Raw genomic sequence first — 24306 nt, 5'->3', positions numbered from 1 at the left:
GCAGGGGTTCCTTAGTTAGTTGGATTTATGGATAAATCCGGTGCAGCGTCCGCGCAAAGGGAATCGTCTCCCGCACGTGATCCAGCGCGCACACCCACGCCACCACGCGCTCGATGCCCATCCCGAATCCCGCATGAGGCACCGATCCGTAGCGCCGCAGATCGAGATACCACTGAAATGATTCGAGCGGAAGCTGGTGGTGCTCGATGCGGCTCTTCAGCAATTCGTAGCTCGACACGCGCTGCGATCCACCGATCACCTCGCCGTACCCCTCGGGCGCCAGCACATCCACGCACAACGCAAAGTTCGCATCCTTCGGGTCGGGTTCCATGTAGAAGGCCTTCACCGCAGCCGGATAGCGGTGCACCATCACCGGGCGATCGAACTGCGAGCTGAGCCAGGTCTCATCCGGCGAGCCAAAGTCGTTGCCGTACTCAAACGGCTGCTCCAGCAATCCCTTGGCGTGCGCCTCGTTCAACATCTTCGCCGCCTCGTCATAGCGCAGCCGAGGAAACGGGGGAAGGATGTTCTTGAGTTTCTCAGGATCGCGTCCGATCACCTGCAATTCCGGTGCACGGTTTTTCAGCACGCTCTGCACGATATGAGAGAGGAAATTCTCCGCCAGTTCCATGAGGCCGTCGAGATCGCAATAGGCAACCTCCGGTTCCACCATCCAGAACTCAGTCAGATGCCGCCGTGTCTTGGACTTCTCCGCTCGGAACGTCGGCCCGAAGCTGTATACCTTTCCCAAAGCCAATGCGGTTGACTCGATATAAAGTTGCCCGGACTGCGTCAGAAATGCCGGGTCGCCAAAGTAGTCCACCGGAAACAGCGTTGACGTGCCTTCGCAGGCCGCCGGCGTCAGAATCGGCGGATCGGTGCGGATAAAATCGTTGCTGTCAAAATACTCCGCCGCGGCGCGCATGATCTCTGCGCGAATCCGCAGAATGGCCGACTGCCGTGGCGACCGCACCCATAGGTGCCGGTGCTCCATCAGAAAATCGACGCCGTGTTCTTTCAGCGTGATTGGGTACGGATCCGACTCCGGCACGCGCTGAATGACCTGAATGTCTTCCACATCCAGCTCGAACCCGCCCGGCGCGCGCTTGTCTGCCCGCACCTTGCCGGTCACGATCACCGAAGACTCCTGCGTGAGGCCCTTCAAAGCCTCAAATACATCCGGCCGCACGCTCTTCACGTGCGCCACGCCCTGCACCGTCCCTGTACCATCGCGAAAGATCGGGAACAGCAGCTTGCCCGATTCGCGGGAGTTGTAAAGCCATCCCTTGATCTGGACAGACTGGCCTTCGTGTTTGCCCAGCGTAGCGATGGTGGCAACGGGCGGGGCTGGCACGGCGGTTTCAGTGGTTACGACGGGGGCGGTTTCTTCAGGCATAATTTGAACTCTCTCGATGCGGCGCGGTATCGGCGGACTTTCCCGGACCTTCTAGGATAACGCGCGCCATTCCCGCCGGGATTGACCGCCACGACATTGCTCGCTGCATCCTGCCTGCTTGGTTTATCGTCTCCATAAGCGTATGGCTACCCATCCCAAGCCCCAGCCAGTTGCCGCCAACCAGCCACACCCTACCCCCGAGGCCGAAGAAGTCTTTCGCCGCTGGATCCGCTTCCTCGACGAGGAGTTTTACCGTCACCGCTCCCCCGAGCGCCGCGCTGAGATCGTGCGCGACCAGCTTTACCAGCTCTATCTGGGCCGCCCCCACGGAGGCAAACCCAACGTCACCCTTTCCAGCGAGCTGCCCGTCAACGTGCTGGGCCTGTCGCTCGACCCCGAGAACGTCACGCTCGAAGCCGAATACTTCGGCGGCCTCGATGAGGCGGAGTTTGCCATTCGCAAGCCGCTTCTCTGGTTCTGGAAGATGTTTGACCGCTCCCCGATCGGTCTCAACCTCTGGCTGGGCATGCGCTTCCGCTGCATGCTGGGTCGCCACATCTTTGACCACATGGGATCCGGCGTCAAGATTCACAACGGCGTCGATCTCACTTACGGCTACAAGCTCTCCGTCGGCGACGGCGCGGTCATCCACCAGGGCGTTCTGCTCCACGACCGCGGCGGCATCAAGATCGGTAAAAACGCCATCATCGGCTCCTTTGCCCGCGTCTTCTCTCATAGCTACTCCAACATCGGTGCGGAAGAAGAAGTGAAACTCCAGCCCACCACCATCGGCGATGGCGCCCGCATCGGCAGCCACGAAATCATCATGGGCGGCACCAACATCGGCGCCGGCGAAGTCGTCGGCCATTACCCGGCCTACAAGGTCTAGCCGTGATGAAACGGCAGCACAGCGCACCATGCTAACCTGACCTTTCCGCATCCGGGGAGTGTCTGGTGCAGTCTGCCCAATTTACGATCGCAGTCTTCGAGTTTGTTCTGCTCATCTTCTCGCTGAGCGTCCACGAGTGCTCCCATGCCTGGGTAGCCTCGCGTCTCGGCGATCAGACGGCTCGCATGCAGGGCCGCGTCACCCTCAACCCCATCTACCACATCGATCCCGTCGGCACCCTCATCATGCCCGCCATCATCATCTTCGGCCCGTTTATCGGCTTCTCCCTCTTCAGCGGAGTTCTGATCGGATGGGCCAAACCAACCCCGGTCATCAGCCGCAACTTCGCCAAAATCCGCCGCGACGAAAACCTCGTCACCCTCGCCGGCCCCGCGTCGAATCTGCTGCTGGCCGTCGTCGCCACCGCGATTCTCCTGGTCGTCATCCACGCCGCGCCAGGCGGACGCCAGATCGTCAACTTCGCACTTCACGGCATCCTTCTCCCCAACACGTCGTCCGCAGTGCAAGCCGTCGTGCTGTTGGGAATCGCTGCTGTCGAGATCAATCTGGCGCTTCTGTTCTTCAACCTGCTCCCGATACCGCCGCTCGACGGCAGCCAGTTGCTCCGCAACATCCTCCCCTACAACGCCGTTCAGACCTACGACCGCATTCCTCTATGGATAAGCTGGATGCTGATGATCTTCGTCGGCGGCTACATCATGCGCTTGCTGCTGGCCCCGGCGTTCACAGTTGTGCTGTTCGTCCTGAGCCGCGGATAAGTGCGGCGCATGCTGCATGCCTTCAGCCGCTACAATAAACCCAGCCTCACTTTGGCCTTTTAGATCGAACTTGGGCGGCTTATCCCGGCCTGATTCCGGAATCGAAAAAAGAATGTCTGACACTGCAACTCCATCCTCCCGCCCCCGCGTCCTCAGCGGCATGCGCCCCACGGGCAAGCTCCATCTGGGCAACTACATGGGCGCCCTCGCCAACTGGGTCAAGCTGCAGGACAGCGGCCAGTACGAGTGCTACTTCTTCATCGCCGACTGGCACGCGCTCACCACCGACTACGCCGACCCGTCAAGCATCGAGCCAAACTCGCGTGAAGTGATCCTCGATTACCTCGCGGCCGGCCTCGATCCGGCGAAGACCGTCCTCTTCCAGCAGAGCCGTATCTCTCAGCACGCCGAGTTGCCGCTGCTGCTCGGCATGATCACGCCTCTCGGCTGGCTCGAGCGTGTCCCCAGCTACAAGGAGATGCAGGAAAACCTGACAAGCAAGGACCTGACGACTTACGGGTTCCTCGGCTACCCCGTCCTCATGGCATCCGACATCCTGCTCTATCAACCCAAATATGTCCCCGTGGGCCAGGACCAGCAGGCCCACGTCGAACTTACCCGCGAAGTGGCTCGCCGCTTTAACAACTTCTACAAACTGAATGATCGCGAAGTCCTGCCAGAGCCCGACGTCCTGCTTACCCCGTCACCCAGGCTCCCGGGCACCGACGGCCGCAAAATGTCCAAGAGCTACGGCAACACCATCCTCATCAGCGATCCGGAACCGGTCGTTCGTCAGAAATTGAAGACCATGGTCACCGACCCCGCCCGCATCCGCCGCAAAGATCCCGGCGATCCCGACAAGTGCCCCGTCGGCGATCTGCACAAGGTCTTCTCCACGCCGGATACGCTGGCCAAGGTCTACGAAGGTTGCCGGTCCGCCGGTATCGGCTGCATCGAGTGCAAAGGCTGGGCCGCCGACGCCCTCGTCCAGATCCTCAATCCCATCCAAGAGCGGCGTGCCCGCTTCACCCCCGGCGAAGTTGAGGATATTCTCGAAGATGGCTCCGATCGCGCACGCACCCGCGCCGAGCAAACCATGGTCGAGGTGCGAGCGGCGATGAAACTGACGCCGGCTCTGAAGTAAGCGAACCAGGCAAATCCCCCGAATTCGAGATTCTCCTTGAGCGAAGCTCCCAAAAACCCGGATACCGATCAGCCCCTACCTCCCGTCGAGGATCCCGAACCCGGCCATCGCGGCCCCATCAGCGATCCTGAACCGGGCCCCGAACCGGAGCCCGGCTCACCGGGACCCGGGCCCGAGGCTCCGCACGGCGATCCGCCCACAAAAGAGCCCGGCATCCACACCGCTCCTCCGTTGGTGCTCACCGCCAAACCGATTCCCGAAGACATGCCGGCAAAAGCCGCTCCCGCGAAACCAAAGAAGCCGGAACAAGAGCAGGACCAGTCTCCCTTCTCCGTCACCGTGGGCCAGGTTTACGACGGCCCGCTCGACCTACTGCTCGAACTCATTCGCAAGCAGGACATCGACATCTACGACATTCCGATTGCGAAGATCACCGCACAGTTCCTTGCCTACGTCGACAAGTTAAAGGCGACCGATATGGACGTGGCCGGCGACTTCATCTACACCGCTTCGCTGCTCATCCATATCAAGAGCAAGATGCTGCTGCCTCGCTCACCCGCTGGCCCCAACGACGACGCCGACGATCCGCGCCGCGAACTGGTCGAGCGCCTCCTCGAACACGAGCGCTTCAAAAACGCTGCCCAGATGCTGCAGCAGAAGCAGATGCTCGAAGCCGCCACCTGGAGCAACCCAGGCGTCCGCGAATTCAAGGAGGACGCCGCGGCTGAGCCTGAAATCGCCGCCGACACCGTCGACCTGGTGCGCATCTTCCGCGACATCCTCGAGCGCGCCCGCAAGCGCCCCACTTTCGACGTGCAGGACGACTCCATCACCGTCGGCCAGATGATCCAGTTCCTCACCCGCCGCCTCTCGATGGAAGACCGCCCGCTCGCCCTCCGCAAACTGCTCAGCCACAGCAAATCCCAGCGCGCGCTCGTAGCCATGTTCCTCGCGCTGCTGGAGTTGGTTCGTCTCCAGGCGATTCTGCTGCGGCAAGACAAGGCCTTCTCTGAGATTTTCATCAAGAAGAGCACCGGCTTCGACGCGGTGGTGAATGAAGGCCTCACCAACGCCACCGATGAATGGAGATAACTCTCGACGGCCATTATAACATTTGTTATAACTTAAGTTGAGGTAGATGTCATGCCGACGACGGCCAAAATCATCGCGATTGGAAATTCTGTCGGAATCGTTTTGCCGAAGGAGACGCTTGCCCGCTTAAAGCTTGAGAAGGGCGATATCGTGTGTCTTTCCGAGACCCCCTACGGCGCTCATCTGACGCCTTACGACGAGCAGTTCAATCGCAAAGTCGAAGCAACCGAAAAAGTCATGAAGAAGTATCGCGATGCACTTCGGAAACTCGCCAAATAAATGGAAGAGCGCATCTGGATGGAAGTTGCGGATGCGGTGATGGCGCACGATGCCGAACTCACGGCCCACGGAGGCTCCGAAGGCGTTCGCGACCCGGGACTCCTGGAGTCCGCACTTGCGCGCCCGAAAAACATCTGGAACTACGCAGATTCGCCTCCGCCCCTGAACCGCTTGGCGGCTGCGTACGCCTTTGGAATCTCCGCAAATCATCCTTTCGTGGATGGAAACAAACGAACTGCGCTCGTTGTCTCATTTGCGTTCTGCGAAGTGAACGGTCTGGAAATGACAGCGGGACAGGAAGATGCTTACCTGACGTTTCTGGCGCTGGCCGCCGGCGAAATTTCCGAAGATAAGCTTGCCGACTGGTTTGCGCGCAATACTGCCTCATAACGACACATGAAAATGCAACCCGATCTCTCCGTGGCTTCTTGAAATTCGCCCCGTCATTGCTGGCCGCCGGTAGAAAAAACCTGCTCTCAACCAAACGCAGCTGATCGGTTGCATTACCAGGCTCCCTGTTTATGCGCAACCCTTTGGTTGCGTATGTTTTCGGGCCGACCTCCCACGCATTCACGCATCGCGATGTATCCACGCATTGCTCCCGCAAATGGCGACAAAACGGTGCAAATGGCCGAAATTTCGCCTCCTAATCCTGAAATCTAGTAAGCCGTCTAAACCAATGATGACAAAAGATTTAGAATTCGGATCCCGCGCCACCTCCAGACCTGTTTCGCACACCCCTCCCTGCTATCCCGTGTAAAATCAATAGTGCGGTACCTCATCGAGGCGCCGCGACAAACAACTGTGGCAAGTATTCAGTTGTTGGGGTTTTATGCAATCCTGCTTTGATTGTCCCTTCTGCAGCGATCTCAGATCCTTCCATCCCCATTCCAATCCAGGATTCCCAGCCGATTCCGCATCTGCTCTCCCCGTGCTCGTCCGGAAATCGCTTGTCGCAGCCGGAGCGATCTGATGGCGGCAACCACGGCAACTGCTCTATCCAACACATCGCTGCTCGACCGCAAGCTGAAGAGCTCGCCGAGCACAGCCGGTATACTTGCCTTCCTTGCCGCACTTGCCGCCGGAGTGGTCTACATCGTCTTCCATGTAGCCCACGACCTCGATGCCGCCTCCATCACCAGCTATGCTCCATACGGCATGCTCGCCCTGGCGTTGCTGATCGCGCTGGGCTTCGAATTCGTCAATGGATTTCACGACACCGCCAATGCCGTCGCTACCGTCATCTATACCCACTCGCTCGAACCCAACATCGCGGTAGTGTGGTCGGGCATCTGCAACCTCGCCGGCGTACTCTTTTCTTCGGGCACTGTCGCATTCGCCGTTATCACTCTTCTGCCCGTCGAACTGATCCTGCAAGTCAGTTCCGGCGCCGGTTTCGCCATGGTCTTCGCGCTGCTCATCGCCGCTATCCTCTGGAACCTCGGCACCTGGTGGCTTGGCCTTCCCGCTTCAAGTTCGCACACCATGGTCGGCTCCATCATCGGCGTCGGCATCGCCAACCAGTTAATGCACCTGCACAGCGGTACGTCCGGCGTTGACTGGGAACAAGCCATGAAGGTGCTGAAAGCGCTTCTGATCTCGCCCGTCATCGGATTTGTTTTTGCCGGCATGCTGATCCTGCTCGCGAAGCAGGTCGCAAAGTTCCCGGAACTTTACGAAGCTCCCAAAGACAGCACGCCGCCGCCGTTGCCCATTCGCGCACTTATGGTGCTCACCTGCACCGGCGTCAGCTTCTTCCACGGATCCAACGACGGGCAAAAGGGCATGGGTCTCATCATGCTTATCCTCATCGGCACCGTGCCTACGGCCTATGCGCTGAACCACGCCGTAAGCCCCGCGCAGGTGCAGGACTTTATCGTTGCCTCCGAGCAGGCTGGTCGAATCTTTGATCGCCACGTCGATCCAAGCGGCATTCTCGGCGCCGATGCCCGCTCCACCGTCACCGACTACATCCGTACGAAGCAGTTGCAGCCCGACACCATCCTCGCATTGCGCGAATTGGTTGAGGATACTGACCACGAAGTCGCACTCTACAAGGAATTCAAGGCGGTGCCTCCGCGTGAGCAGGCCAACGTCCGCAACGACATGTATGTGGCCAGTGAAGCCCTTAGGCTGATGATCAAGGCCGGAAATCCTGCTTTCGACGCCAATGAAAAGGCCGCTCTCACCAGCTATAAACAAAAGGTGGATCACGCCACCAAGTTCATTCCTTCCTGGGTCAAGGTGGCCGTAGCGCTCGCGCTTGGCCTAGGCACCATGGTTGGCTGGAAGCGCATCGTAATCACGGTGGGCGAACGGATCGGCAAGCAGCACCTGAGTTACGCGCAAGGTGCAAGCGCTGAACTAGTTGCCGTGGCGACAATCTTCGTGGCTGATCGATTCGGCCTGCCTGTGAGCACAACGCACATTCTCAGTTCGGGCGTAGCCGGCACCATGGCGGCGAACGGAAACGGCGTGCGCTTCAGCACCGTCCGTAACATTGCGGCAGGTTGGTTGTTCACCCTCCCCGTCGCGGCTCTTCTCTCCGGTTCGCTCTACTGGCTTTTCCGGCATATCGCATAGAACCCACTTCTGCGTGCGGTCTTCATCTCCCTCCTGAACAAGGAGCTTCCAGATCACCGGATGCCCTCTCTTTTTCCGCAATGCACAGAAGCTGGCGTCTGGGTACGCAACCGCCCCTCCCGTCCAGTACCATACATAAGGTACTGATTGCCGCATGAGCCTGAAATCCAAGCTGGAAGCCGTTATTTACGCCTCGGAAGAGCCGGTCACCCTGACCCAGCTCGCAACTCTCTTTGGCGCTGAAGCCCTTGAGTGGAAAGCAGCACAGGAAGCCGCCGCCCAGAAAGCTGTCGCCGAGTCCGCTGCCTACGCAGCCGACCCTTCGCAATCAGCAATCGACGAAGGATTGGAATACCTCGATCTCCGCACCGAAGACGGCCGCCTTCTGGGAGAGCCGGAATCCACCGATGCCGGATTCGCCGACCTGTCCAGGGCCGAGTCCGCGAGCCCTTCTGAGGCCGTGAGTCCGGTCGAGATCGCATCAGAATCCAGCGAATCGACTCCGTCCCCCGCAGAACAGCCGGAGACCGCCGAGCCCGCAGCCGCCGAAGAGTCCACGCCCGACCCTGAAGCCGAAGCCAAACGCGCAGCCCGTCAGCGCGACCGCGAAGTCAAGGGCATCCTTCGCCAGCTCATCGACGAACTCATCGCTTTCTATGCGTCAGATGACCGTGGCGTGGAAATTCGCGAAATCGCCGGCGGCTATCGCATGGCCACCAAGCCCGAGTGCCACGACGCGGTTCGCATGTTCATCAAGAGCCTCAAGCCCGCCCTCAAACTCTCCCTGCCCGCCCTCGAAACCCTCGCCGTCATCGCCTACAAGCAGCCTGTCACCGCACCCGAGGTCAACGAGATTCGTGGCGTCGACTCCTCGGGTGTATTCGGTTCGCTGCTGGCCCGTAAACTCATCACCACCTCGGGCCGCAAGCAGGTCATCGGGCGTCCTATCCTCTACAAGACCACCAAAGAATTCCTCATGCGCTTTGGCCTCAAAGACGTCGCCGAATTGCCATCAATGGATGAATTCGAAAAGATGGCGAGCGAACTCGAGGAAGTCGAGCCGGCTGCGGTCGACGAGGGTGACGCTGCAACCGCGGAGTACGAAGCCGAAGGCAATGCCGGCCCAGCACTGGACGAGAATGCACCGGAAGAGCCGGGGTCCCCGCGGACAGGTCTTGGTCCGTGGGGTGATGAACCGGACAGCGATTCGCCCGTGACCGCCGAGAGCTCCAGCGAGACTCAGGCGAACGAAACCAACAAGAAAACGGAATCGGCGGGATAGCCGGCCCTTCTCCGCACAAGCCCGCGCCTGCCGAGCCGTGACCCCAAACGCAGCAGGCAGAACCGAGATTTCCCCATGAGCGACGATGTGCGCCCCGATGCCAACCGGCCCGAACTCGAAGGCCCCGAAAATGAGGCGGCTGCGGCCGATGAAGCAACAGCCGCTGCGGCCAGCGACACATTTGAGCAAGCGAGTGACGCAGAGCCGGAGTCGATCGCCGAAGATGCCGACGCGAGCGGAGTGAACGATCCGGGAAATGATAGAAAAATCGACTTCATCGCCGAGCCGGAACTGCCAGGCAAGCTCGAACGCCTGCAGAAGATCCTTGCCCAGGCCGGAGTCGCCAGCCGCCGCCACGCCGAAAACCTGATCACCGAAGGCCGCGTGCAGGTCAATGGCAAAGTCGTCACCGAGCTCGGCACCAAGGCCGACGCCGCCCGCGACCACATTCGCGTCGACGGCAAACTGCTGCAGGGCTCCGAGCGCCTTCGCTACTACATGCTCAACAAGCCGAAAGGCTTTGTCACCACGGTCAGCGATCCCGAGAAGCGGCCGACCGTGATGCAGTTCTTCGCGAAGTTGCGCGAGCGCCTCTACCCCGTCGGGCGACTGGACTACCTGAGCGAAGGCCTGCTGCTGGTGACCAACGACGGAGACCTTGCCAACAAGCTAACGCGCGCAGCGGCAGGAGTGGAGAAGACTTACCTGGTTAAGGTGAGCGGCGAGCCCACGGAAGAAGCATTGGATCGCCTGCGTTCGGGCGTAGGAATTGAACGAGGCAAGCCGGGCTCCGGCAAGGTACAAACTGCGCCGGCACAGATTCGCAAGGTCCGCCAGGGCGACAATCCCTGGTACGAAGTCGTCATCATCGAAGGCCGTAATCGTGAACTGCGTAAGATGTTTGAGGAAATCGGCCATCACGTCGAGAAGATTCGCCGCGTGGGCTACGGTCCGTTGGTGCTCGACCTCGAACCCGGCAAGATCCGCGAACTGGAGCCCGAAGAACTCGAAGACCTGCGCAAAGCAGCTGACGGTAAGCTCCGCAAACCGAAATCCAAAGAAAAGCGCCGCCATGCTTCACAGGCCCAGTTGCCCACCCTGAAACCGCGCCAGGGTCTCCCGCCCTCTGCTCCGCCGGCAGCCGAGCGCCCCGCATTCCCCCCACGCCCCGAGTCCTCTCCGAAAAAGCAATTTGGAATTGGCCGTCCGCCGCGCCCCGAGCGTTCCGCTGGCGAAGATTTCCGTCCCAGGCCCGAACGCGCCGAGACCCGTCCGGTCCGCTTCGGGTCACCGAGACCTGGTCCACAGCGATCCGGCCCGCCAAGTTCTCGGCCGTTACAATTTGGCACGGGCCGCCCGGCCTGGAAGAAGGACGATCGTACCGCCCGTCCGCCGGCTCGGTTTGGGGAGCGCCCGCCGCGCTCCGAACAGCGTCCGGCACAGTTTGGATCGGCACCTACGCGTCAAGGTCGGCCAACTGGTGGATTTGCCCAGCGTCGCCGTCCTGATGGCGCTCGCCCGTTCGAGAAGAAGCCGTGGAAGAAGCCCGATTCCGCTCGTTCAAATCGTCCAGACCGTCCAGCATTCAAACCCCACGCCGGCCCGCGTCGCGATGCTGCCCCTGCTCGTGAAGAAGTCAAGGCTCCCAAACCCTCCAGGTTGCAGATTGAAGCGGTAGAGCCCGAACGCGAATCTCCAATTCGCCCCAGCGCTAGCCGCCCTCCGACCGGCCGCCCCACAACAGGCCGTCCACCGTTTCGTGGCGCTGGTTCTGACCGCTCAACTGGAGGTCGCACCGGCCAAAGCCGTCCCGGCCAGTTCCGGCCGCGGATGGACAGGCCAGGTTCAGATCGTCCACGACCTGATAGAGCGGGACCGGACCGGCCAAGGCTGGACCGACCGAGGTCAGACAGCCCACGTTTTGATCGCCCTTCCTTCGACCGCCCCAGCGGTGCACGCCCAACCGGTGGCCCCGGCCGCACCGGCGCTCGGGAGTTCGGCGCTGGCCGGCCTCTTCGCGCCGAAGGTGATCGCTCGCGCCCCTTTACTACCAGCACCGGCAAACCCCGCGCCGGCGGAGCCAGGCCCTCCAACAAACGCTCTGGCCCACCAGCGGCAGGAAAACCGGCCTGGAAGCCCCGGCCTGGCGGCGCTGGCCGGCCATCTTCTACCGGTCGCTCGAAACCCGCCTTCGGCGCCGGCGCAAGGCCTGGAGGGTTTTCAAAATCCTCCTCTGGATACAGAGCCAAGCCCGGCGGAAGAAAGCCCGGGGCCGGTCCTCGCCCCGGCGGAAAACGGACGAGCGGCAAACGCCCCGGCGGCAAAACGCGCGGTTAATCAAAGATACGCAACCATCAGGTTGCGTATCTCCGCAAATCGGTTTATGATGCGGCCCTGAAGTTGCTTACGAAAGCACGCACCCGGCCCAATCCGCAATCAACCGGTTCTCGACCGGGCAGACCAGGAAGCATCGACAGCCATGTCACACAAAATCCGTAAGCGCATTACCGCCAAACCCAAGGCCCGGGCACGCGTCTTTGCCGCGCTCGGCGACAAAACCCGCCTGGCGCTCGTCGCTCGCCTCTGCTCCGGCGAACCCAGCTCCATCTCGCAGCTTGCTGATGATTCGAAGCTTACCCGCCAGGCCATCACCAAGCACCTCGGCGTCCTCGAGCGCGCCGGAATCGTCCGCAGCTCTCGTGCCGGCCGCGAGCGTCTCTTCCACTTTGATCCCGAGCCGCTCGAAGGCCTCCAGGCCTACCTGGCCTCCGTCTCCAAGCAATGGGACCAAACGCTGGCGCGCCTCAAAGCGCACGTGGATAAGTAAACGACCTAGGTAAGAAACCGCGTTCCCGCGAGGTCTCGTCGCCGAACCATAACCGCTTCTGTCACCAAATGAATTGCTCGCGCATCTAAGAGGTATGGCCATCGAAAAAGCAACATTTGGAGCGGGTTGTTTCTGGGGCGTCGAAGCTGCCTTCGCCGCAATCCCCGGCGTCACGGCGACCGCCGTCGGTTATGAGGGAGGCCAGCTCGACAAGCCTACCTACCGCGACGTCTGCACCGACCAGACCGGCCACGCCGAAGTCGTAGAGCTTGACTTCGATCCCGAAAAGGTCAGCTTCGAAAAGTTGCTCGACGCCTTCTTCGAACTCCATGACCCCACCACGCTGAACCGCCAGGGGCCGGACTGGGGTACGCAGTATCGCTCCGCCATCTTCTTCCATTCGCCGGAACAGGAAGCGCAGGCGAAAGCGAAGATCGAACAGCTTACAGCCTCCGGCCACTTCGCGCCCAAGCGCACCGTCACCAAGGTCGAGCCCGCCCAAACCTTCTGGCGCGCCGAAGAATACCACCAGAAATATCTGGAAAAGCGCGGCCAGGCCAGCTGCCACATCTAAAAGCAGTTCGCAGTTGAGAGTTCTGAGTTCACAGTTGATGCATCCGAGGCGCGCGGAGAACTGTGAACTAAGAACTACGAACTCAGAACTCGCTCATTCCTTCCCCTGTCCCAGCCGCCACGCCTTGATGTACTTCCAGTGGATATAGACCGAGTGGCTGATGTGCAGAATCAATCCCTCGCGCCCATCCAGAAATCCCAGCCGAAAGAAATAGTTGTAGATAAACGTTGCTGTCGGATTCAGCACCGCATTCCACAAAAACGGCAACAACGCCCTGCTGACCTTGCCGCGCTTGTGCAGCAGTCCTGCGATCTCCGAGCTGTAGCGGTTCATATGCTCGAGATAGATCCCCAGCGTGGGATAGGCGTAGTGCAGCATATCCCCGCGCAACTTTCCGCGCGACCCCGCGAATTGCGGTGTCGAGTGCGGCCCCACTCCCTCGCTCAGCCGCGCCGCGCCGCGCTTGAAGAGACGCAGCTTGCGATCCGGATAAAATCCCCCATGCCGGATCCACTTCCCGAAATAGAGATTTAGCCGCTTGATCCAATAGGCATCGAACTGCGGATCGCCCGCGAGCAGATCGCGAATCTCCGTCTGCAACTCCGGCGTAAGAACCTCGTCGGCATCCAGCAGCAGGATCCAGTCGCTCGTGCACAAATCGAGTGCGACATTCTTCTGCTCACCATGCCCGCCAAACGCGTGATAGCTGGTCTTCGCCCCGAACGACCGCGCAATCTCAATCGTCCTGTCGCGTGACCCCGAGTCCACGACGATGATCTCGTCGGCCCACTTCACGCTCTCCAGCGTACGAGGCAGGTTGACCTCTTCATTCATGGCGATCATGGCGACAGAAAGTGTCTTGCGCTGGGTCGGCATCACCCCGAAGGATAAATCAGCGCTCCGCGCTTTCTCATCTTGCGCAGCCAGCGAACTGCGAACTAGAACCGGATTGTCACACCCTGCTCGCACATATCGGTCAGCACCGAGAGCAGATTTGTAATCCCCAGCAGCTGCCTTATCCGCGGACCGAGGTTCACCAGCACCAGGCAGCTTCCGCCGGATTTGGCCGAGGCGTAGAGCCGCACAATCGTGCCCAGCCCCATGCTGTCCATCTGCTTCAGATCGGTCAGGTCCAGCACGATGCGCTTGGTGTCGGGAATCAGGGCCTTCACCTTGCTGACCAGCACATCGCATACACCCAGCACCAGCTTGCCGTGGCATTTAACTGTGGCTACGTCGCCAGCGCGTTCAACTTCGAGAGTCAGCAGGGATGCAGCGGCAGAATCGGGCATGAGTCTTCCTTCTGGATGATTGGAGAAGCGGGGAACTGAGAATGGCTGGATTCTCTCACAACCTCGAATCGACGCGAAACCGAAAAGAACGCGCTGTGCCCGAAGATGCTCAATTCAGAGCGGCGCGAGCGCCGTTAGCGGCTTCCGACCGGCGATCGAAGCGGCAACGGAAACGCGGGATCCACCTGAATCTTGCGAATGGGATGTCCCGAAGCACACGTCAGTTCGGCCCACAGCCACTCGCCGGCCTCGGCTTCTCCCGTCGGCGTGTCACCATCGAGCGTTGCAAACAGGGGAACCCGGTCAGGACACGTTCGCTCAATGCATTGCAGCCAATGCAGCAAGACGGTCTGGCCCTTGATGGGAGAGTGCATGATCTTGTGGCGCGTATCGAAACCGCGGCACGCGCGAAACATGGAGTAGTTACCGATGTGTTTGCAGTTGTGGCAAACAGCCGCAATCGAACGGACATCGATCTTGCGCGCATCCGGATGACCGAAGGGAGAGCCGATTCGGTCGTTGGGCAGTAGAATCGGCTGTCCGCACCACGCACAATAGAAACAGCAGTGAGGTACGGAACATACGGGAGCTTCAACTTTGCGATCTGCTTGTACCGGCTGGATGGCACTTGATTCTTCCTCAGCCGTCTTTCCAGTCACAAGGAGTGATGGTCTCCGCATCACCAGGACATATCCGTTTTCATCGCGCAGCAATTTCATGGTGTTCGCCCCTATCGCTGACGGTTCTCCTGGATGCTTTGGCGAGGGAGAAATTCCAAGCACCGTATAGATGAATACCGGGATTTAAAGCGGTTGGAAATTCCACCAATGGGCTAATTACGATAAAATTACGGAAGAGAGTTACTATCTGCAATAACTATGCAGCAAGGTTGGGTTACTTTGCGAGAATAAGTAATAGATTACTTCAATCATAACTTAGTCTGTACAAGAATTTCCAAGCTACTTTGTTCTTGGCGTTCGCATACGTCGCGCTGGGTTCTCCTTGGCTCTCCGCGAAGGGAAAGCTGAAGCCTTACGCGGGCGAAGGCGACAAAACAGGAGAACCGATTTCCGCGGCAGATTCAGCCACCACTGCGGCACGGCTCAACGTCAGCACAGTGATATCGTCTTCCTGCCCGAAATCCCGCGCCGCCTGCGCAATCGCATCGGCCGTCCCGTTCGCGATCATCGCGGTGCGCTGGAACCCGAAAAGCTCTCCCGTCCTGGTGCGCGCCTCCACAACCCCATCCGTCAGCAAGGTAAGTTGCTCGTTGGTCCCCAGCGAGAATGTTGTTTCCGCATAAGTCGTCTTCGCTTCCAACCCTAGCGGCAAGCCATTCTTCAATTGCAATTCATGGCCGTTCCGTAGGGAGCCAGGTGTCCCGCATTGGCGGCCGTGAGCTTGCCGTCCCCATCCACGCGCACCACCAGGCAAGTTGTGAATCCGCCCGCACTGCGCATCAGCATGCGGTGATTCATGGCTGTAAGAATTTCGCCGGGGCTCTGCGTGTAATGCGCCAGGGTACGCACCGTCCCCACCAGCAACGAAACCGTCATGGCCGCCGGCATGCCCTTGCCGCTCACATCGCCAATCACGATCAGCGCTCCACCTTCACCCGCCGAAAGTATCTGAAAGAAGTCGCCACCCACTTCGAGCGCTGGTTTGTATGCGCTCGTCAGGTTGAACCCTGGAATCGCCGGCAGCGCCTCCGGCACCAGCACCTGCTGCACTTCACGAGCATTCTGGAGCTCGCGCTCCATCGCCGTCTGCCGATGGCGATAGTCCACCGCGTAGCGCAGCACCGCATACACAATCGCCAGGAACAGCGCGGTACGCAATATGGTTTGCACGTTAAGGATGGTTCCGAAAACCGTCAGATGCATCCCGTTGATCCAACCTGCCAACGGCCAGTGCGTAAATCGAATTCCCTGCTGTGAAGTATTCGAAACGGCATACACCACGTCATTGGCCAGGGCGATGCTCGCCACCAGCCACCGGGCGGAATCCAGCCGCCGCCGGCGCAGCACCGCATAGACAACCAGAAAAATGGGAATGGCCTCTCCCGGAAGAATGAAAAACGTCAGTACGGCATCGGTGATCTGGAACGTCGACTTCGCAAGAACCCCGTACAAGAACCCAAGCGCTCCATCGACCGTTCCCGCGATCAGCGATGCGATGGCAAAAATCTTTACATAGCGCATGAGTCTGGGAGCAGCTTTCAGTTGCAGCAGGTAAATCAGAACGTACCATTGCGACACTTCGCGTATCTGGATAGCGGCCTGGACGAAAAATGTGATCCAGATTGCTGAATACTGCAGGCGCATGCCGTTGAGCATCAACTCCAGCGTCGGCATGAACGTGTACACCATTATCCAGAAGAGCAGCCGCTGCTGCCGGTCGCGCATCCAGGCCAGAAAACTCAAAATACAAACCAGGGCATATAGCCCGGTAAGGGCAAACCGAAATTGCTGGCTACGCAGCCATTTGTAATCCAGCGAATCCTTGATCGCGGCGATCGCGTCGGGACTGCCAAGAATCGGCGCGCCTTCAAAGCCGCCGGCCGTGCCATCGTCGTTCGAGGCGAACGGCACCTTCAGCACACGCACGGCAAGAACCCCGCTGCGCACCGCACCCAGCCCATAAGTTTGCGCGGGAATCGCACTCAAATAATCGGGATGTGGCGGAAATGACCCAAGGTGTCCGACCGGCTGCCCGTTCCAGTAAAGCTCATAAATGTCGTCAATCGCCGGAATCAGCAGGGCTACATTCTGCGGAGCTCCCGGCGCAATCGTCAGATCGATATGGCGGCGATACCAGCCGGGCCCATCGTAGTTCGGATGCGACTGCGTGCCCCAAGGCGCATCTGCCTTCAGTTGCTCCCATCCATCGTGGCCTGTCGCGTCGTCGGTCTCCGGCTTGGCCCAACTCAGGTCGTCGCCCGCGTGAAACTGCCATGCGCCATCGAGCGGCACCGCTCCCTTGCCGAGCGCCTCAATCTTCAGAGGAGCCGACGGTGCCGCCGCCGCCGAACTCGACTCCGCGGTTGCCTTCGGCGAGGCACCTTGGATCAAACAAAGAGTCACCAGAACGCAGCTTGCGATCCGGATCGGGCAGGGAATCAGGCTGCCGGCCCCCGACCGCGCGGGCAGCAATGCTTTGGGTTGCATGGCAAAGAGCATATCCCGTAAAAACGGGCTTGGGCAGGAAAAACTGCATCACACTCTGGGCTTGCGGTTCTAATCAATCACCAGCCGGGTCACACACTTGCACGTAAAGCAGAGCGGCCGCCGAGTGCGCGACTTCGACAGCCTGGCTGCGAAGAAGTCAAAGGTCTAGTGGGGAACGACCACCGCGCGAATCTGGAAGTTCCCAATGTTCACCATCACATAGTTGCCGTCAATCATCCGCCACTCATATCCGCGAGGCGGTGCGTTCAGGTGGTACCGGTGGTAGTCGAAGCGCTCGCCGCGGTCCCAGTCTTCGTGCCGGATGTGCTGGCCCTTTTTCCATTCCTTGTGCTCTACGTAATGATGGTTGTCCTTGTCGTGGTGGTCCTGATCGTGGTGGTCCTGCGCATAAGCCGACCCGCCAACCAGGCTTGCCGATAACACACCGAGCGCTAAAGCGTTGCAAAATCTATTCATGGTAGGTTTCCTCTCTTCCATTTGATTCAGGCTCAATGAAGCCCGTTGTTTCGGTACGAGCAGAAAACTGCGCAAAGGTATCCCGCACACATCCTCGAAGCGCGCGACATCCGCGCCGCAGCCGAACTCGCTTTCTGACCACACAGGTCATTCATCCCGCAAAAGCTGTTGCAAGATACCTATCGACGCCCCCACCTCTCTCCGTGATAGATTGAGATTCCCCGCAAGTGTATGGTGAGTTTATGGCAGCAGGCCTTCATTTGTCCGGCAACGACGAGACCATCGATCTGCAGCAGCAGGTAGCCCGCCTGCAGGCTCTGCTCGAGGCCTCGCGCCAGGTTCACTCCACCATCCGCGAAGAAGCCGTCCTCGGCGCCGTCCTCCGCATCGTCGTCCGCGAGCTTGAAATGGCGGGCGCTGCCTTCCCCGGCACCGGCCTCAGCTACGGCGAAATGCCCGATCTCGCTTCGCAGTCCGACGAGGCCCGCGCGCTCCCCATCTATCTGCTGCAAGATCGCGAAGGCAAGCGCATGGCTGAACTGGTGGTCGCTCCGCCGCAAGGTCGCGAACTTACAATCTACGAAGCTGACTTCATCGAGGGTCTGGTCCTGCAGGCCGCAGTCGCACTTGAAAACGCCCGCAACCACGAGCGCAACCTGCAGTGGGCCCGCGTCCAGCAGGATCTCGATGCCGCGCGCAATATCCAGCGCTCCCTGCTGCCACAAGAGCTGCCCGACATTGCCGGTTACTCGCTGGCCTTCCGCTCTGTCACCTGTTACGAGGTCGGCGGCGACTACCTCGATATCGTTGAGCAGCCCGATGGCAGCCTCCTGATCGCCGTCGCCGACGTTGCCGGAAAAGGCCTGGCCTCAGCCATGATGTCCACCAGCTTCCGCGCGGCTTTTCGCGCCATGGCCATCACAGGGCCACCCCTCGGCGAGTTGGCCACGCGCATGAACGAGCACCACTGGCGCGAGGGCGAAGAGGCTCGCCGCCGCTATGTCACCGCCATCTTCCTGCGCCTCCATCCCGAGCTGGGCAAGATCGAAGTCGTCAACGCCGGCCACAACCCCGGCTTCCTTGTTTCAGCCGACGGCACGTCTCGACAATTCGAAGCGGCCGGTACGCCCCTCGGATTGTTGCCCGGCATGCGCTACTCCAGCGAAGAAGCCGTGTTTGCACCGGGGACGAGGCTGCTGTTCTACACCGACGGCCTCACGGAGGTATTTCGGGGCGAGGAAGAGTTTGGCCCGGAAAGACTTATGGACGAATTTTCCAAGTGCCCGGGCGAACGGGCCGATGTTATTCTCGATGCATTGTGGGCAACAATTGACGACTTTGCCGACGGCGGCCCGCAAAGTGACGACATGACCGCATTGGCGCTGTGCCGGTGCGCTGAGGGTACGGAGATGCCGGCATGAGCAAGCTGAAGTCCACAAGCGTGGAGGTGCGGCTGCCTTCGCAGCTCGGCTACGAGAAAGTGGCGATGAGCACCGCGGCCGCTGTGGCCAAGCTGATGGGTTTTCGCGAAGACCGCGTCGAGGATTTGAAGACGGCCGTGGCTGAGGCCTGCATCAATGCGATTGAACATGGCAATAAAATGAACGACGACCTTTCCGTTGGCGTAGTCCTTTCAGCAGGTATTAACGCGCTTGAAGTAAAAGTGATCGATGATGGCAAGGGCTTGAAAACGGTTCCGGCGAAGCCCGACATCGACAAGAAAATTCATGGTGAGGAAGATCCCCGAGGAATGGGTATGTTCTTAATCCAGGCTTTGGTCGACGAGGCCGAATGGGTCAAGGGCTCCAACGGCAAAAGCAGTTACGTCAGGCTGGTCATTCGTCTGGATGCAGTAGCGGATTAACACGAAGAACACGGAGACACGAGATCGTGCAGAGTGAAACCAAAGCGCGCGTAGACCAGTTGACTTCCCCGGCAGGCCACAACGTCACAGCCCTCCGTTTTGAGGGCGACATTGCCAGCACGTCGAAGGATGCGGTGCTCGGCAGCTACCAGTCGCTGCCCAAGGAGACCGCCAAGCTCGTGCTGCTCGACTTCACCAAGGTCGACTACATCAACTCCAGCGGCATCGCCCTGGTCATCCAGATGCTGATTGAAGCGGCGAACTCCGGCCAGAGAGTCTATGCCTTCGGCCTCTCGCCCCACTTCACCAAGGTCTTCACCATGGTAGGCATCACCAAGTACGCAGGCCTTTTCCCCTCCCAGGCCGATGCTCTCGCGGCGCTGTAATCCCTGCGCCGCATCACGTCCGCACTGCCTGCAGGCTGAACGACGGAGACTTCTCCTTGTGAAATGGGCACAGTCCCGCGTAGTTCTGCGCCCCCGCTTTTCGCAGACGGATATACCCCTCGATCACCTTGACGATGTCGACCTGCTGTTTCACGCTTTGGGCGAAATCCGACACGGATGAAATCTGTAGTTAAGGATTGCCCGGTCGCATTCTCAAGCCTGCGCACTTCACTTCTCAATTCGTTCCTATAATCGAGTCCTGGCGCTTTCCAGCCATCCATCGGAATTTGCCATCCCGTCGACGCACGCCTGGCGCCCCGCGATTCAAAACATCAGTCGGCGGGAATATCTACTCGGTCTTCATCAGCGTCGCGATCAGAAAATCCCTGCGTTGGTTGGCGTTGTCATCCGAGTAGTGCAAGACACGCATCCAGGCAAATGATGCGCCCACGGCCAACGCTAGAAATATGGGCACAGGCAGCCACCAGCTCTTCAAAGACCAGCAGACCGAAAACACCAACAACCCGACTCCAAGCACTCCCAATTGGATGAACGCGGCCGGCAACGTGTTCGCCTGCGCTCCCGCCGGCCGCGTGATTCGGCCGGGATGAATGCGGTATGGCTTTGCGAGTGAAAAGATGTTCCCCACGGCCAAATTGCACGGAAGCGCAAAAACAAGCCAAGAGCCGGTAGCCGCCAGCACCACGAACGGCGGAACTCCCAACCGAAGACAGCTCACGACGCCCGCAGCGAACCCTATGAGGACGAACAAGATCGAGTGAAGCAGATTCTTGGCCAACAAAACTGTTCTGATCGGTGTAGGAGAAAGGAACAACAACTGAATCCCGGCCCTTTCAGCGCCCAGATTGTTGTAAAACAAACCCGTAAATCCAAGCAGTGCGTAAGCCACGCACAAAGGAAACGCATACGGAAACGACTTCATGTCACTGGAGGGGCTGTGATGAAATGCACCCGCAACCACAAGCACGAACAGCAACGGTACACTCGCCGCCCAGAGTGATGGCGCCGAACGCAGCAGACTCCGCAATTCCTTCTCCACAATTGCGGCAAAGGCGCCAGAGCCGCCCAAGGTCCACCCGCTCCCCCGTCCGATAGCTTTCTCCGGGCGCGGAGCCCAACTCAAGTTTTGTCCCCGATACTGCGCCTTGAGGCGGTCTGCTAACGCACCTCCCGCGAGAACCGCCCAAAGCCCGAGCATACTCAGTGAAGCGATCCCGGCCACAGGTTTTTGATCGATGACCTGCTGCAGCGTCCGTGCACCCGGCCCAGGCGGCAGCCATTGCTGCACCAGGTTTGCGGTCTTCAGCAACGGCGCATGTCGGTCCAGGGCCTCGCGCAAAAGCGCTGCCTCTCCTTTGTCACTTTTCGAGCCCTCAAAGTGCTTCTGGCTACGCACTGAATTGATCACCAGCAGGCTCACAAAAAGAATCATGAACACTGCGCCCAGAATCTCGCGGGTCTTTCGCTGCGCCAGCCAGCGGTCAATCCAGGCAAAGACAGCGCGCACCAACAGAATGTTGAAGGCCGCGAGCACCGACAGTCCGAGCATCGTCCACAAATACAAATCCGGCCGCGCCATGACGATTCCAAGCCAGACGCCCAAACAGCAGAGCAGACCTACAATCGTGGAGGCTTCCATCAAGCCGGAGATCAAGTCGAGAAGGAAGTACGATCCGAAACGCACAGGAAAGCGCAGCAGAATTCCTAGATCGGCCTGCTGCTGAAACGAGACCACAACCATCGGAAACATCAACCAGAGAAAGCTGATTGCCCAAAACAGGATTGGCAAATACTGCCATGTTGCGCGCGATGCTATCGAGTAAGCGGCGGCCCAAAGGCAAGTTCCCAAACCCAGCCCATAAATGGAATAAAGTAGCCACGCAATCCCAGTGGCGCCCAGATCGAGCAGGCCGTGAATAGAGCGGAGACCATTTATAAACATCCGCCAACGCATTTGAGCCATGGCCGCGTATTTCGTCCGGGCTTCGCGGCCGAGCATTCCTCCGGCTGCCCGGTTCAAGTCAACTCCGGTTAGGCCATCCATGAAAGTTCCTGCGTCGGCTCCGGTTGACCATCTGTTTCCAAAATTGCCAGAAAGATCTCCTCCAACGTAAGCCAGTGTGTCTGCTCGATACTTGGCAACGCGCTCGTCACGCCAGCCCTCAACTCATCGAGCGATCCAGTGCCCACCACCAGTCCTCCCATAACATTTGTATCGGGCCGATACGCGCAAAGTTCTATCAGGACTTAGCTGTTCCCGTCGCCATCTGCCAGTACACCGCATACCTTTGATCCCGCACCGCGTACATCGGCAACACATCCAGATTCCCGCTCTCTTCCGCCGCTTTAAATCGCAACTCCTCCGCCGACTCCGTCCTCACCCAATCCGCCCCAGCCGCTTTCGGCAGGGCATCCGGCTTCGCCAGCCCCTTCGGCACCGTCGATCCATCGGGAATGATCTTGCCCGGTCCATCCGTCGGTCCCGCTCCCAGGTCCGCCGCCAGCACCAGCGGCCCATACAGCGACGCCGCTACTGAGTCATCTCCGGCCAGCAGCTCCGTCCGCAACGCCATCGGCAAACTCAGGCTGATCGTGTCGCCATCCTTCCACACTCGCCGTATAGCGAGATACGAGCCTGGATCCGCTACCGCTTCCAGCGGCCGCCCGTTCACTTTCACCTCTGCCGCATCCGTCGTCCACGCAGGAATCCGTACATGCACCGTCCGCATCTTCGGGTGCGCCGTCGCGAACTTCAATGTCGTCCCCTGCTGACGCGGAAACGTCGTTGCCTGCTCGATCTTCAACCCCTCATCTTTCCAGTCCAGCGTCGACGCGATGAACTGGTTCACATACACATCGCCGCCCCGATGGAAATAGATCGTGTCAGTAAATTTCGCAAACTCCTCCACGCCCGTTCCCGTGCAGCACCAGAACGAATCCTCCGCCGAGTGATACGCGCGCCAGTATCCCGCCGCCAGCGGAAAGAAATACTGCTTCAATCCCTGCGCATTCTGCGTTCCCAGCCTGCAGTTGAACATTGCCCGCTCATACGCATCCATCCAGCGCACATCGCCTGTCCAGCCAAACACCAGGCGCTCCAACTTCATCAGGTTGTAGGCCACGCAACATTCCGCATTCGTCCATCCAAGCGATCCTTTCAATTCTCCTGCGGGAGTGGTCCAGTGCTCATCGAGACTGGTGTTCCCAATCGCGTAGCTCCGCGCCGTCAGCACCTCCTCGAGGAAGTACTCCGCGATCCGCCGATGGCGCCGGTCCCCTGTCACCTCGTACATCCGCGCCGCGCCAATCATCTTCGGCACGTTCGTGTTCGCATGCAGCCCCGTCAGTTCATCTCGCCGCCCCGCCAGCGGGTCGAGAATGCTCGGCTGCTCAAACAATTTCGCAGTATCGAGATACTCCTGCTTCTTTGTCAGCGCCGCCAGGTTCACCAGCGCCTCGTTCATCCCGCCGTATTCCGTCCGCAGCATCCGTTGCCGCTGCTCGTCGCCGATGCCTTCGAAATAGCGGTCCACCCAGTGCGCCATCCCCTCGGCCACTTTCAGCGCATCCGTGTTGCCCGTCAGCACATACATGTCCAGCAGTCCGGCCATGATCTTGTGGTACGTGTAGAAGGGCGCCCACACCGGCTTTCCCTCTTGCAGGTGTTCGAACAGCCCAGTTGGAAACGCGCTCACATAGCCATTCCCATTCTTCGTCTGGCACTGCGCCAGTCCACCCACCACCTCATCGCCGCGCGCTTTCAAAACCGAGTTGCCCGCCGTCGCCGAAGCCAGCGCCACCGCCGACAGATAATGCCCTCCATTGAAGTGCCCGCGCAATTCAACCGTCGGGCTCTCCCAGCCTCCGTATGGCTTTGCGCTCGAAGTGATCCCTGCCGTCAACCGGAACGAGTGCAGCAGCCGATCGGTTGTGAGCGAATCGAGATAGCGCGCGTTCGTCTCCGCCTGTTCCGCGAAGATCCCCGGCCCCAGCCGCACCGCGCTCAGCGGGAAGGGAACAATCCGCTCGTCGCCGTGCTGGTCCGCGCCCGCCAGCAACGAACTCGTGTAAGCCAACGGCGGCGCGAAGCGCAAAGCCGCGCCCGCCGCGCTCATTTTCAGAAACTCGCGACGCGAATGAGTTGTCATGTAGATCTCCTGTTGCCTGCTGATTTGGTAAACGTTTGCCACCCAACGCAGGCTAATTCTTGGCCATCGTGACTGTAAAGAAACCTACTCCGGCAAACCACCCGGG

25 protein-coding genes are annotated in these 24306 nt (G+C 59.8%); 14 read left to right on the top strand and 11 right to left on the bottom strand.

Annotation, left to right across the window (positions count from 1 at the left end; all coding sequences use genetic code 11):
• Positions 1 to 25: 25 nt before the first annotated feature.
• The gene (gene asnS / locus WCA10_RS17975) at positions 26 to 1396 is read right to left on the bottom strand and encodes an asparagine--tRNA ligase (RefSeq protein ID WP_472823893.1); all 1371 of its coding nucleotides are present in this window, start codon (positions 1394 to 1396) and stop codon (positions 26 to 28) included.
• 142 nt (positions 1397 to 1538) lie between these two features.
• Here asnS and WCA10_RS17970 point away from each other — a divergent pair, with 142 nt between their 5' ends.
• From WCA10_RS17970 to msrA, 11 genes are all read left to right on the top strand, one after another.
• On the top strand, positions 1539 to 2285 hold the full coding sequence (locus WCA10_RS17970) for an acyltransferase (RefSeq protein WP_472823892.1): 747 nt from the start codon (positions 1539 to 1541) through the stop codon (positions 2283 to 2285).
• A gap of 65 nt (positions 2286 to 2350) precedes the next feature.
• Entirely contained in the window at positions 2351 to 3064 is a 714-nt protein-coding gene (locus tag WCA10_RS17965) for a site-2 protease family protein (protein ID WP_472823891.1), read from the top strand.
• 112 nt (positions 3065 to 3176) lie between these two features.
• The gene (trpS, locus tag WCA10_RS17960) at positions 3177 to 4208 is read left to right on the top strand and encodes a tryptophan--tRNA ligase (RefSeq protein WP_472823890.1); all 1032 of its coding nucleotides are present in this window, start codon (positions 3177 to 3179) and stop codon (positions 4206 to 4208) included.
• 36 nt (positions 4209 to 4244) lie between these two features.
• The gene (locus WCA10_RS17955) at positions 4245 to 5300 is read left to right on the top strand and encodes a segregation and condensation protein A (protein ID WP_472823889.1); all 1056 of its coding nucleotides are present in this window, start codon (positions 4245 to 4247) and stop codon (positions 5298 to 5300) included.
• Positions 5301 to 5351: 51 nt separating this feature from the next.
• A complete protein-coding gene (locus WCA10_RS17950; protein WP_472823888.1) occupies positions 5352 to 5579 on the top strand; it encodes an AbrB/MazE/SpoVT family DNA-binding domain-containing protein in 228 nt (75 codons plus the stop codon).
• A complete protein-coding gene (locus WCA10_RS17945; RefSeq protein ID WP_472823887.1) occupies positions 5580 to 5969 on the top strand; it encodes a type II toxin-antitoxin system death-on-curing family toxin in 390 nt (129 codons plus the stop codon).
• Positions 5970 to 6551: 582 nt separating this feature from the next.
• The gene (locus WCA10_RS17940) at positions 6552 to 8162 is read left to right on the top strand and encodes an inorganic phosphate transporter (RefSeq protein WP_472823886.1); all 1611 of its coding nucleotides are present in this window, start codon (positions 6552 to 6554) and stop codon (positions 8160 to 8162) included.
• 154 nt (positions 8163 to 8316) lie between these two features.
• On the top strand, positions 8317 to 9444 hold the full coding sequence (gene scpB / locus WCA10_RS17935) for an SMC-Scp complex subunit ScpB (protein ID WP_472823885.1): 1128 nt from the start codon (positions 8317 to 8319) through the stop codon (positions 9442 to 9444).
• 75 nt (positions 9445 to 9519) lie between these two features.
• On the top strand, positions 9520 to 11781 hold the full coding sequence (locus tag WCA10_RS17930; protein ID WP_472823884.1) for a pseudouridine synthase: 2262 nt from the start codon (positions 9520 to 9522) through the stop codon (positions 11779 to 11781).
• 142 nt (positions 11782 to 11923) lie between these two features.
• Entirely contained in the window at positions 11924 to 12271 is a 348-nt protein-coding gene (locus tag WCA10_RS17925; protein ID WP_472823883.1) for an ArsR/SmtB family transcription factor, read from the top strand.
• A gap of 94 nt (positions 12272 to 12365) precedes the next feature.
• On the top strand, positions 12366 to 12845 hold the full coding sequence (gene msrA / locus WCA10_RS17920; RefSeq protein WP_472823882.1) for a peptide-methionine (S)-S-oxide reductase MsrA: 480 nt from the start codon (positions 12366 to 12368) through the stop codon (positions 12843 to 12845).
• Positions 12846 to 12938: 93 nt separating this feature from the next.
• On the opposite strand, the gene WCA10_RS17915 is transcribed toward msrA, so the two are convergent.
• The 6 genes from WCA10_RS17915 to WCA10_RS17890 all read right to left on the bottom strand — a co-directional run bounded on the left by WCA10_RS17915 (position 12939) and on the right by WCA10_RS17890 (position 17781).
• Complete coding sequence (locus WCA10_RS17915; RefSeq protein ID WP_472823881.1) at positions 12939 to 13721, bottom strand: glycosyltransferase family 2 protein; 783 nt, start codon at positions 13719 to 13721, stop codon at positions 12939 to 12941.
• Between the two features lie 62 nt (positions 13722 to 13783).
• Positions 13784 to 14137, bottom strand: a complete 354-nt coding sequence (locus tag WCA10_RS17910; RefSeq protein WP_472823880.1) for an STAS domain-containing protein — start codon at positions 14135 to 14137, stop codon at positions 13784 to 13786.
• Between the two features lie 134 nt (positions 14138 to 14271).
• Entirely contained in the window at positions 14272 to 14856 is a 585-nt protein-coding gene (locus tag WCA10_RS17905; protein WP_472823879.1) for a hypothetical protein, read from the bottom strand.
• Positions 14857 to 15169: 313 nt separating this feature from the next.
• Entirely contained in the window at positions 15170 to 15481 is a 312-nt protein-coding gene (locus WCA10_RS17900) for a SpoIIE family protein phosphatase (RefSeq protein ID WP_472823878.1), read from the bottom strand.
• On the bottom strand, positions 15478 to 17304 hold the full coding sequence (locus tag WCA10_RS17895; protein WP_472823877.1) for a PP2C family protein-serine/threonine phosphatase: 1827 nt from the start codon (positions 17302 to 17304) through the stop codon (positions 15478 to 15480). Before WCA10_RS17895 ends, WCA10_RS17900 begins: the two co-directional genes overlap by 4 nt.
• A gap of 165 nt (positions 17305 to 17469) precedes the next feature.
• The gene (locus WCA10_RS17890; protein ID WP_472823876.1) at positions 17470 to 17781 is read right to left on the bottom strand and encodes an RcnB family protein; all 312 of its coding nucleotides are present in this window, start codon (positions 17779 to 17781) and stop codon (positions 17470 to 17472) included.
• 242 nt (positions 17782 to 18023) lie between these two features.
• Here WCA10_RS17890 and WCA10_RS17885 point away from each other — a divergent pair, with 242 nt between their 5' ends.
• The 3 genes from WCA10_RS17885 to WCA10_RS17875 are packed head-to-tail and all read left to right on the top strand — an operon-like array spanning position 18024 to position 20031.
• Positions 18024 to 19202: a PP2C family protein-serine/threonine phosphatase gene (locus WCA10_RS17885; protein WP_472823875.1), complete on the top strand. Its 1179-nt coding sequence runs from the start codon at positions 18024 to 18026 to the stop codon at positions 19200 to 19202.
• Positions 19199 to 19645 carry an ATP-binding protein gene (locus WCA10_RS17880; RefSeq protein WP_472801448.1) on the top strand — a complete coding sequence of 149 codons (447 nt, stop codon included), beginning with the start codon at positions 19199 to 19201 and terminating at the stop codon, positions 19643 to 19645. Before WCA10_RS17885 ends, WCA10_RS17880 begins: the two co-directional genes overlap by 4 nt.
• A gap of 26 nt (positions 19646 to 19671) precedes the next feature.
• Positions 19672 to 20031, top strand: a complete 360-nt coding sequence (locus WCA10_RS17875; RefSeq protein ID WP_472823874.1) for an STAS domain-containing protein — start codon at positions 19672 to 19674, stop codon at positions 20029 to 20031.
• A gap of 13 nt (positions 20032 to 20044) precedes the next feature.
• On the opposite strand, the gene WCA10_RS17870 is transcribed toward WCA10_RS17875, so the two are convergent.
• The 4 genes from WCA10_RS17870 to WCA10_RS17855 all read right to left on the bottom strand — a co-directional run bounded on the left by WCA10_RS17870 (position 20045) and on the right by WCA10_RS17855 (position 24200).
• Positions 20045 to 20206 carry a CHC2 zinc finger domain-containing protein gene (locus WCA10_RS17870; protein WP_472823873.1) on the bottom strand — a complete coding sequence of 54 codons (162 nt, stop codon included), beginning with the start codon at positions 20204 to 20206 and terminating at the stop codon, positions 20045 to 20047.
• A 174-nt stretch (positions 20207 to 20380) separates the two neighbouring features.
• On the bottom strand, positions 20381 to 22096 hold the full coding sequence (locus tag WCA10_RS17865; RefSeq protein ID WP_472823872.1) for a hypothetical protein: 1716 nt from the start codon (positions 22094 to 22096) through the stop codon (positions 20381 to 20383).
• Positions 22084 to 22242, bottom strand: coding sequence for a hypothetical protein (locus WCA10_RS17860; RefSeq protein WP_472823871.1), 159 nt, complete (start codon positions 22240 to 22242; stop codon positions 22084 to 22086). The genes WCA10_RS17865 and WCA10_RS17860 overlap by 13 nt, the downstream gene beginning before the upstream one ends.
• 50 nt (positions 22243 to 22292) lie before the next feature.
• Positions 22293 to 24200, bottom strand: a complete 1908-nt coding sequence (locus tag WCA10_RS17855; RefSeq protein ID WP_472823870.1) for a beta-L-arabinofuranosidase domain-containing protein — start codon at positions 24198 to 24200, stop codon at positions 22293 to 22295.
• Positions 24201 to 24306 lie beyond the last annotated feature (106 nt).

Source organism: Occallatibacter sp. (assembly GCF_049582745.1).
In the GTDB taxonomy this organism is placed as follows: domain Bacteria; phylum Acidobacteriota; class Terriglobia; order Terriglobales; family Acidobacteriaceae; genus Telmatobacter.
Note: the sequence above shows the minus strand (reverse complement) of the source record. Positions and strands in the feature narration are given on the sequence as shown.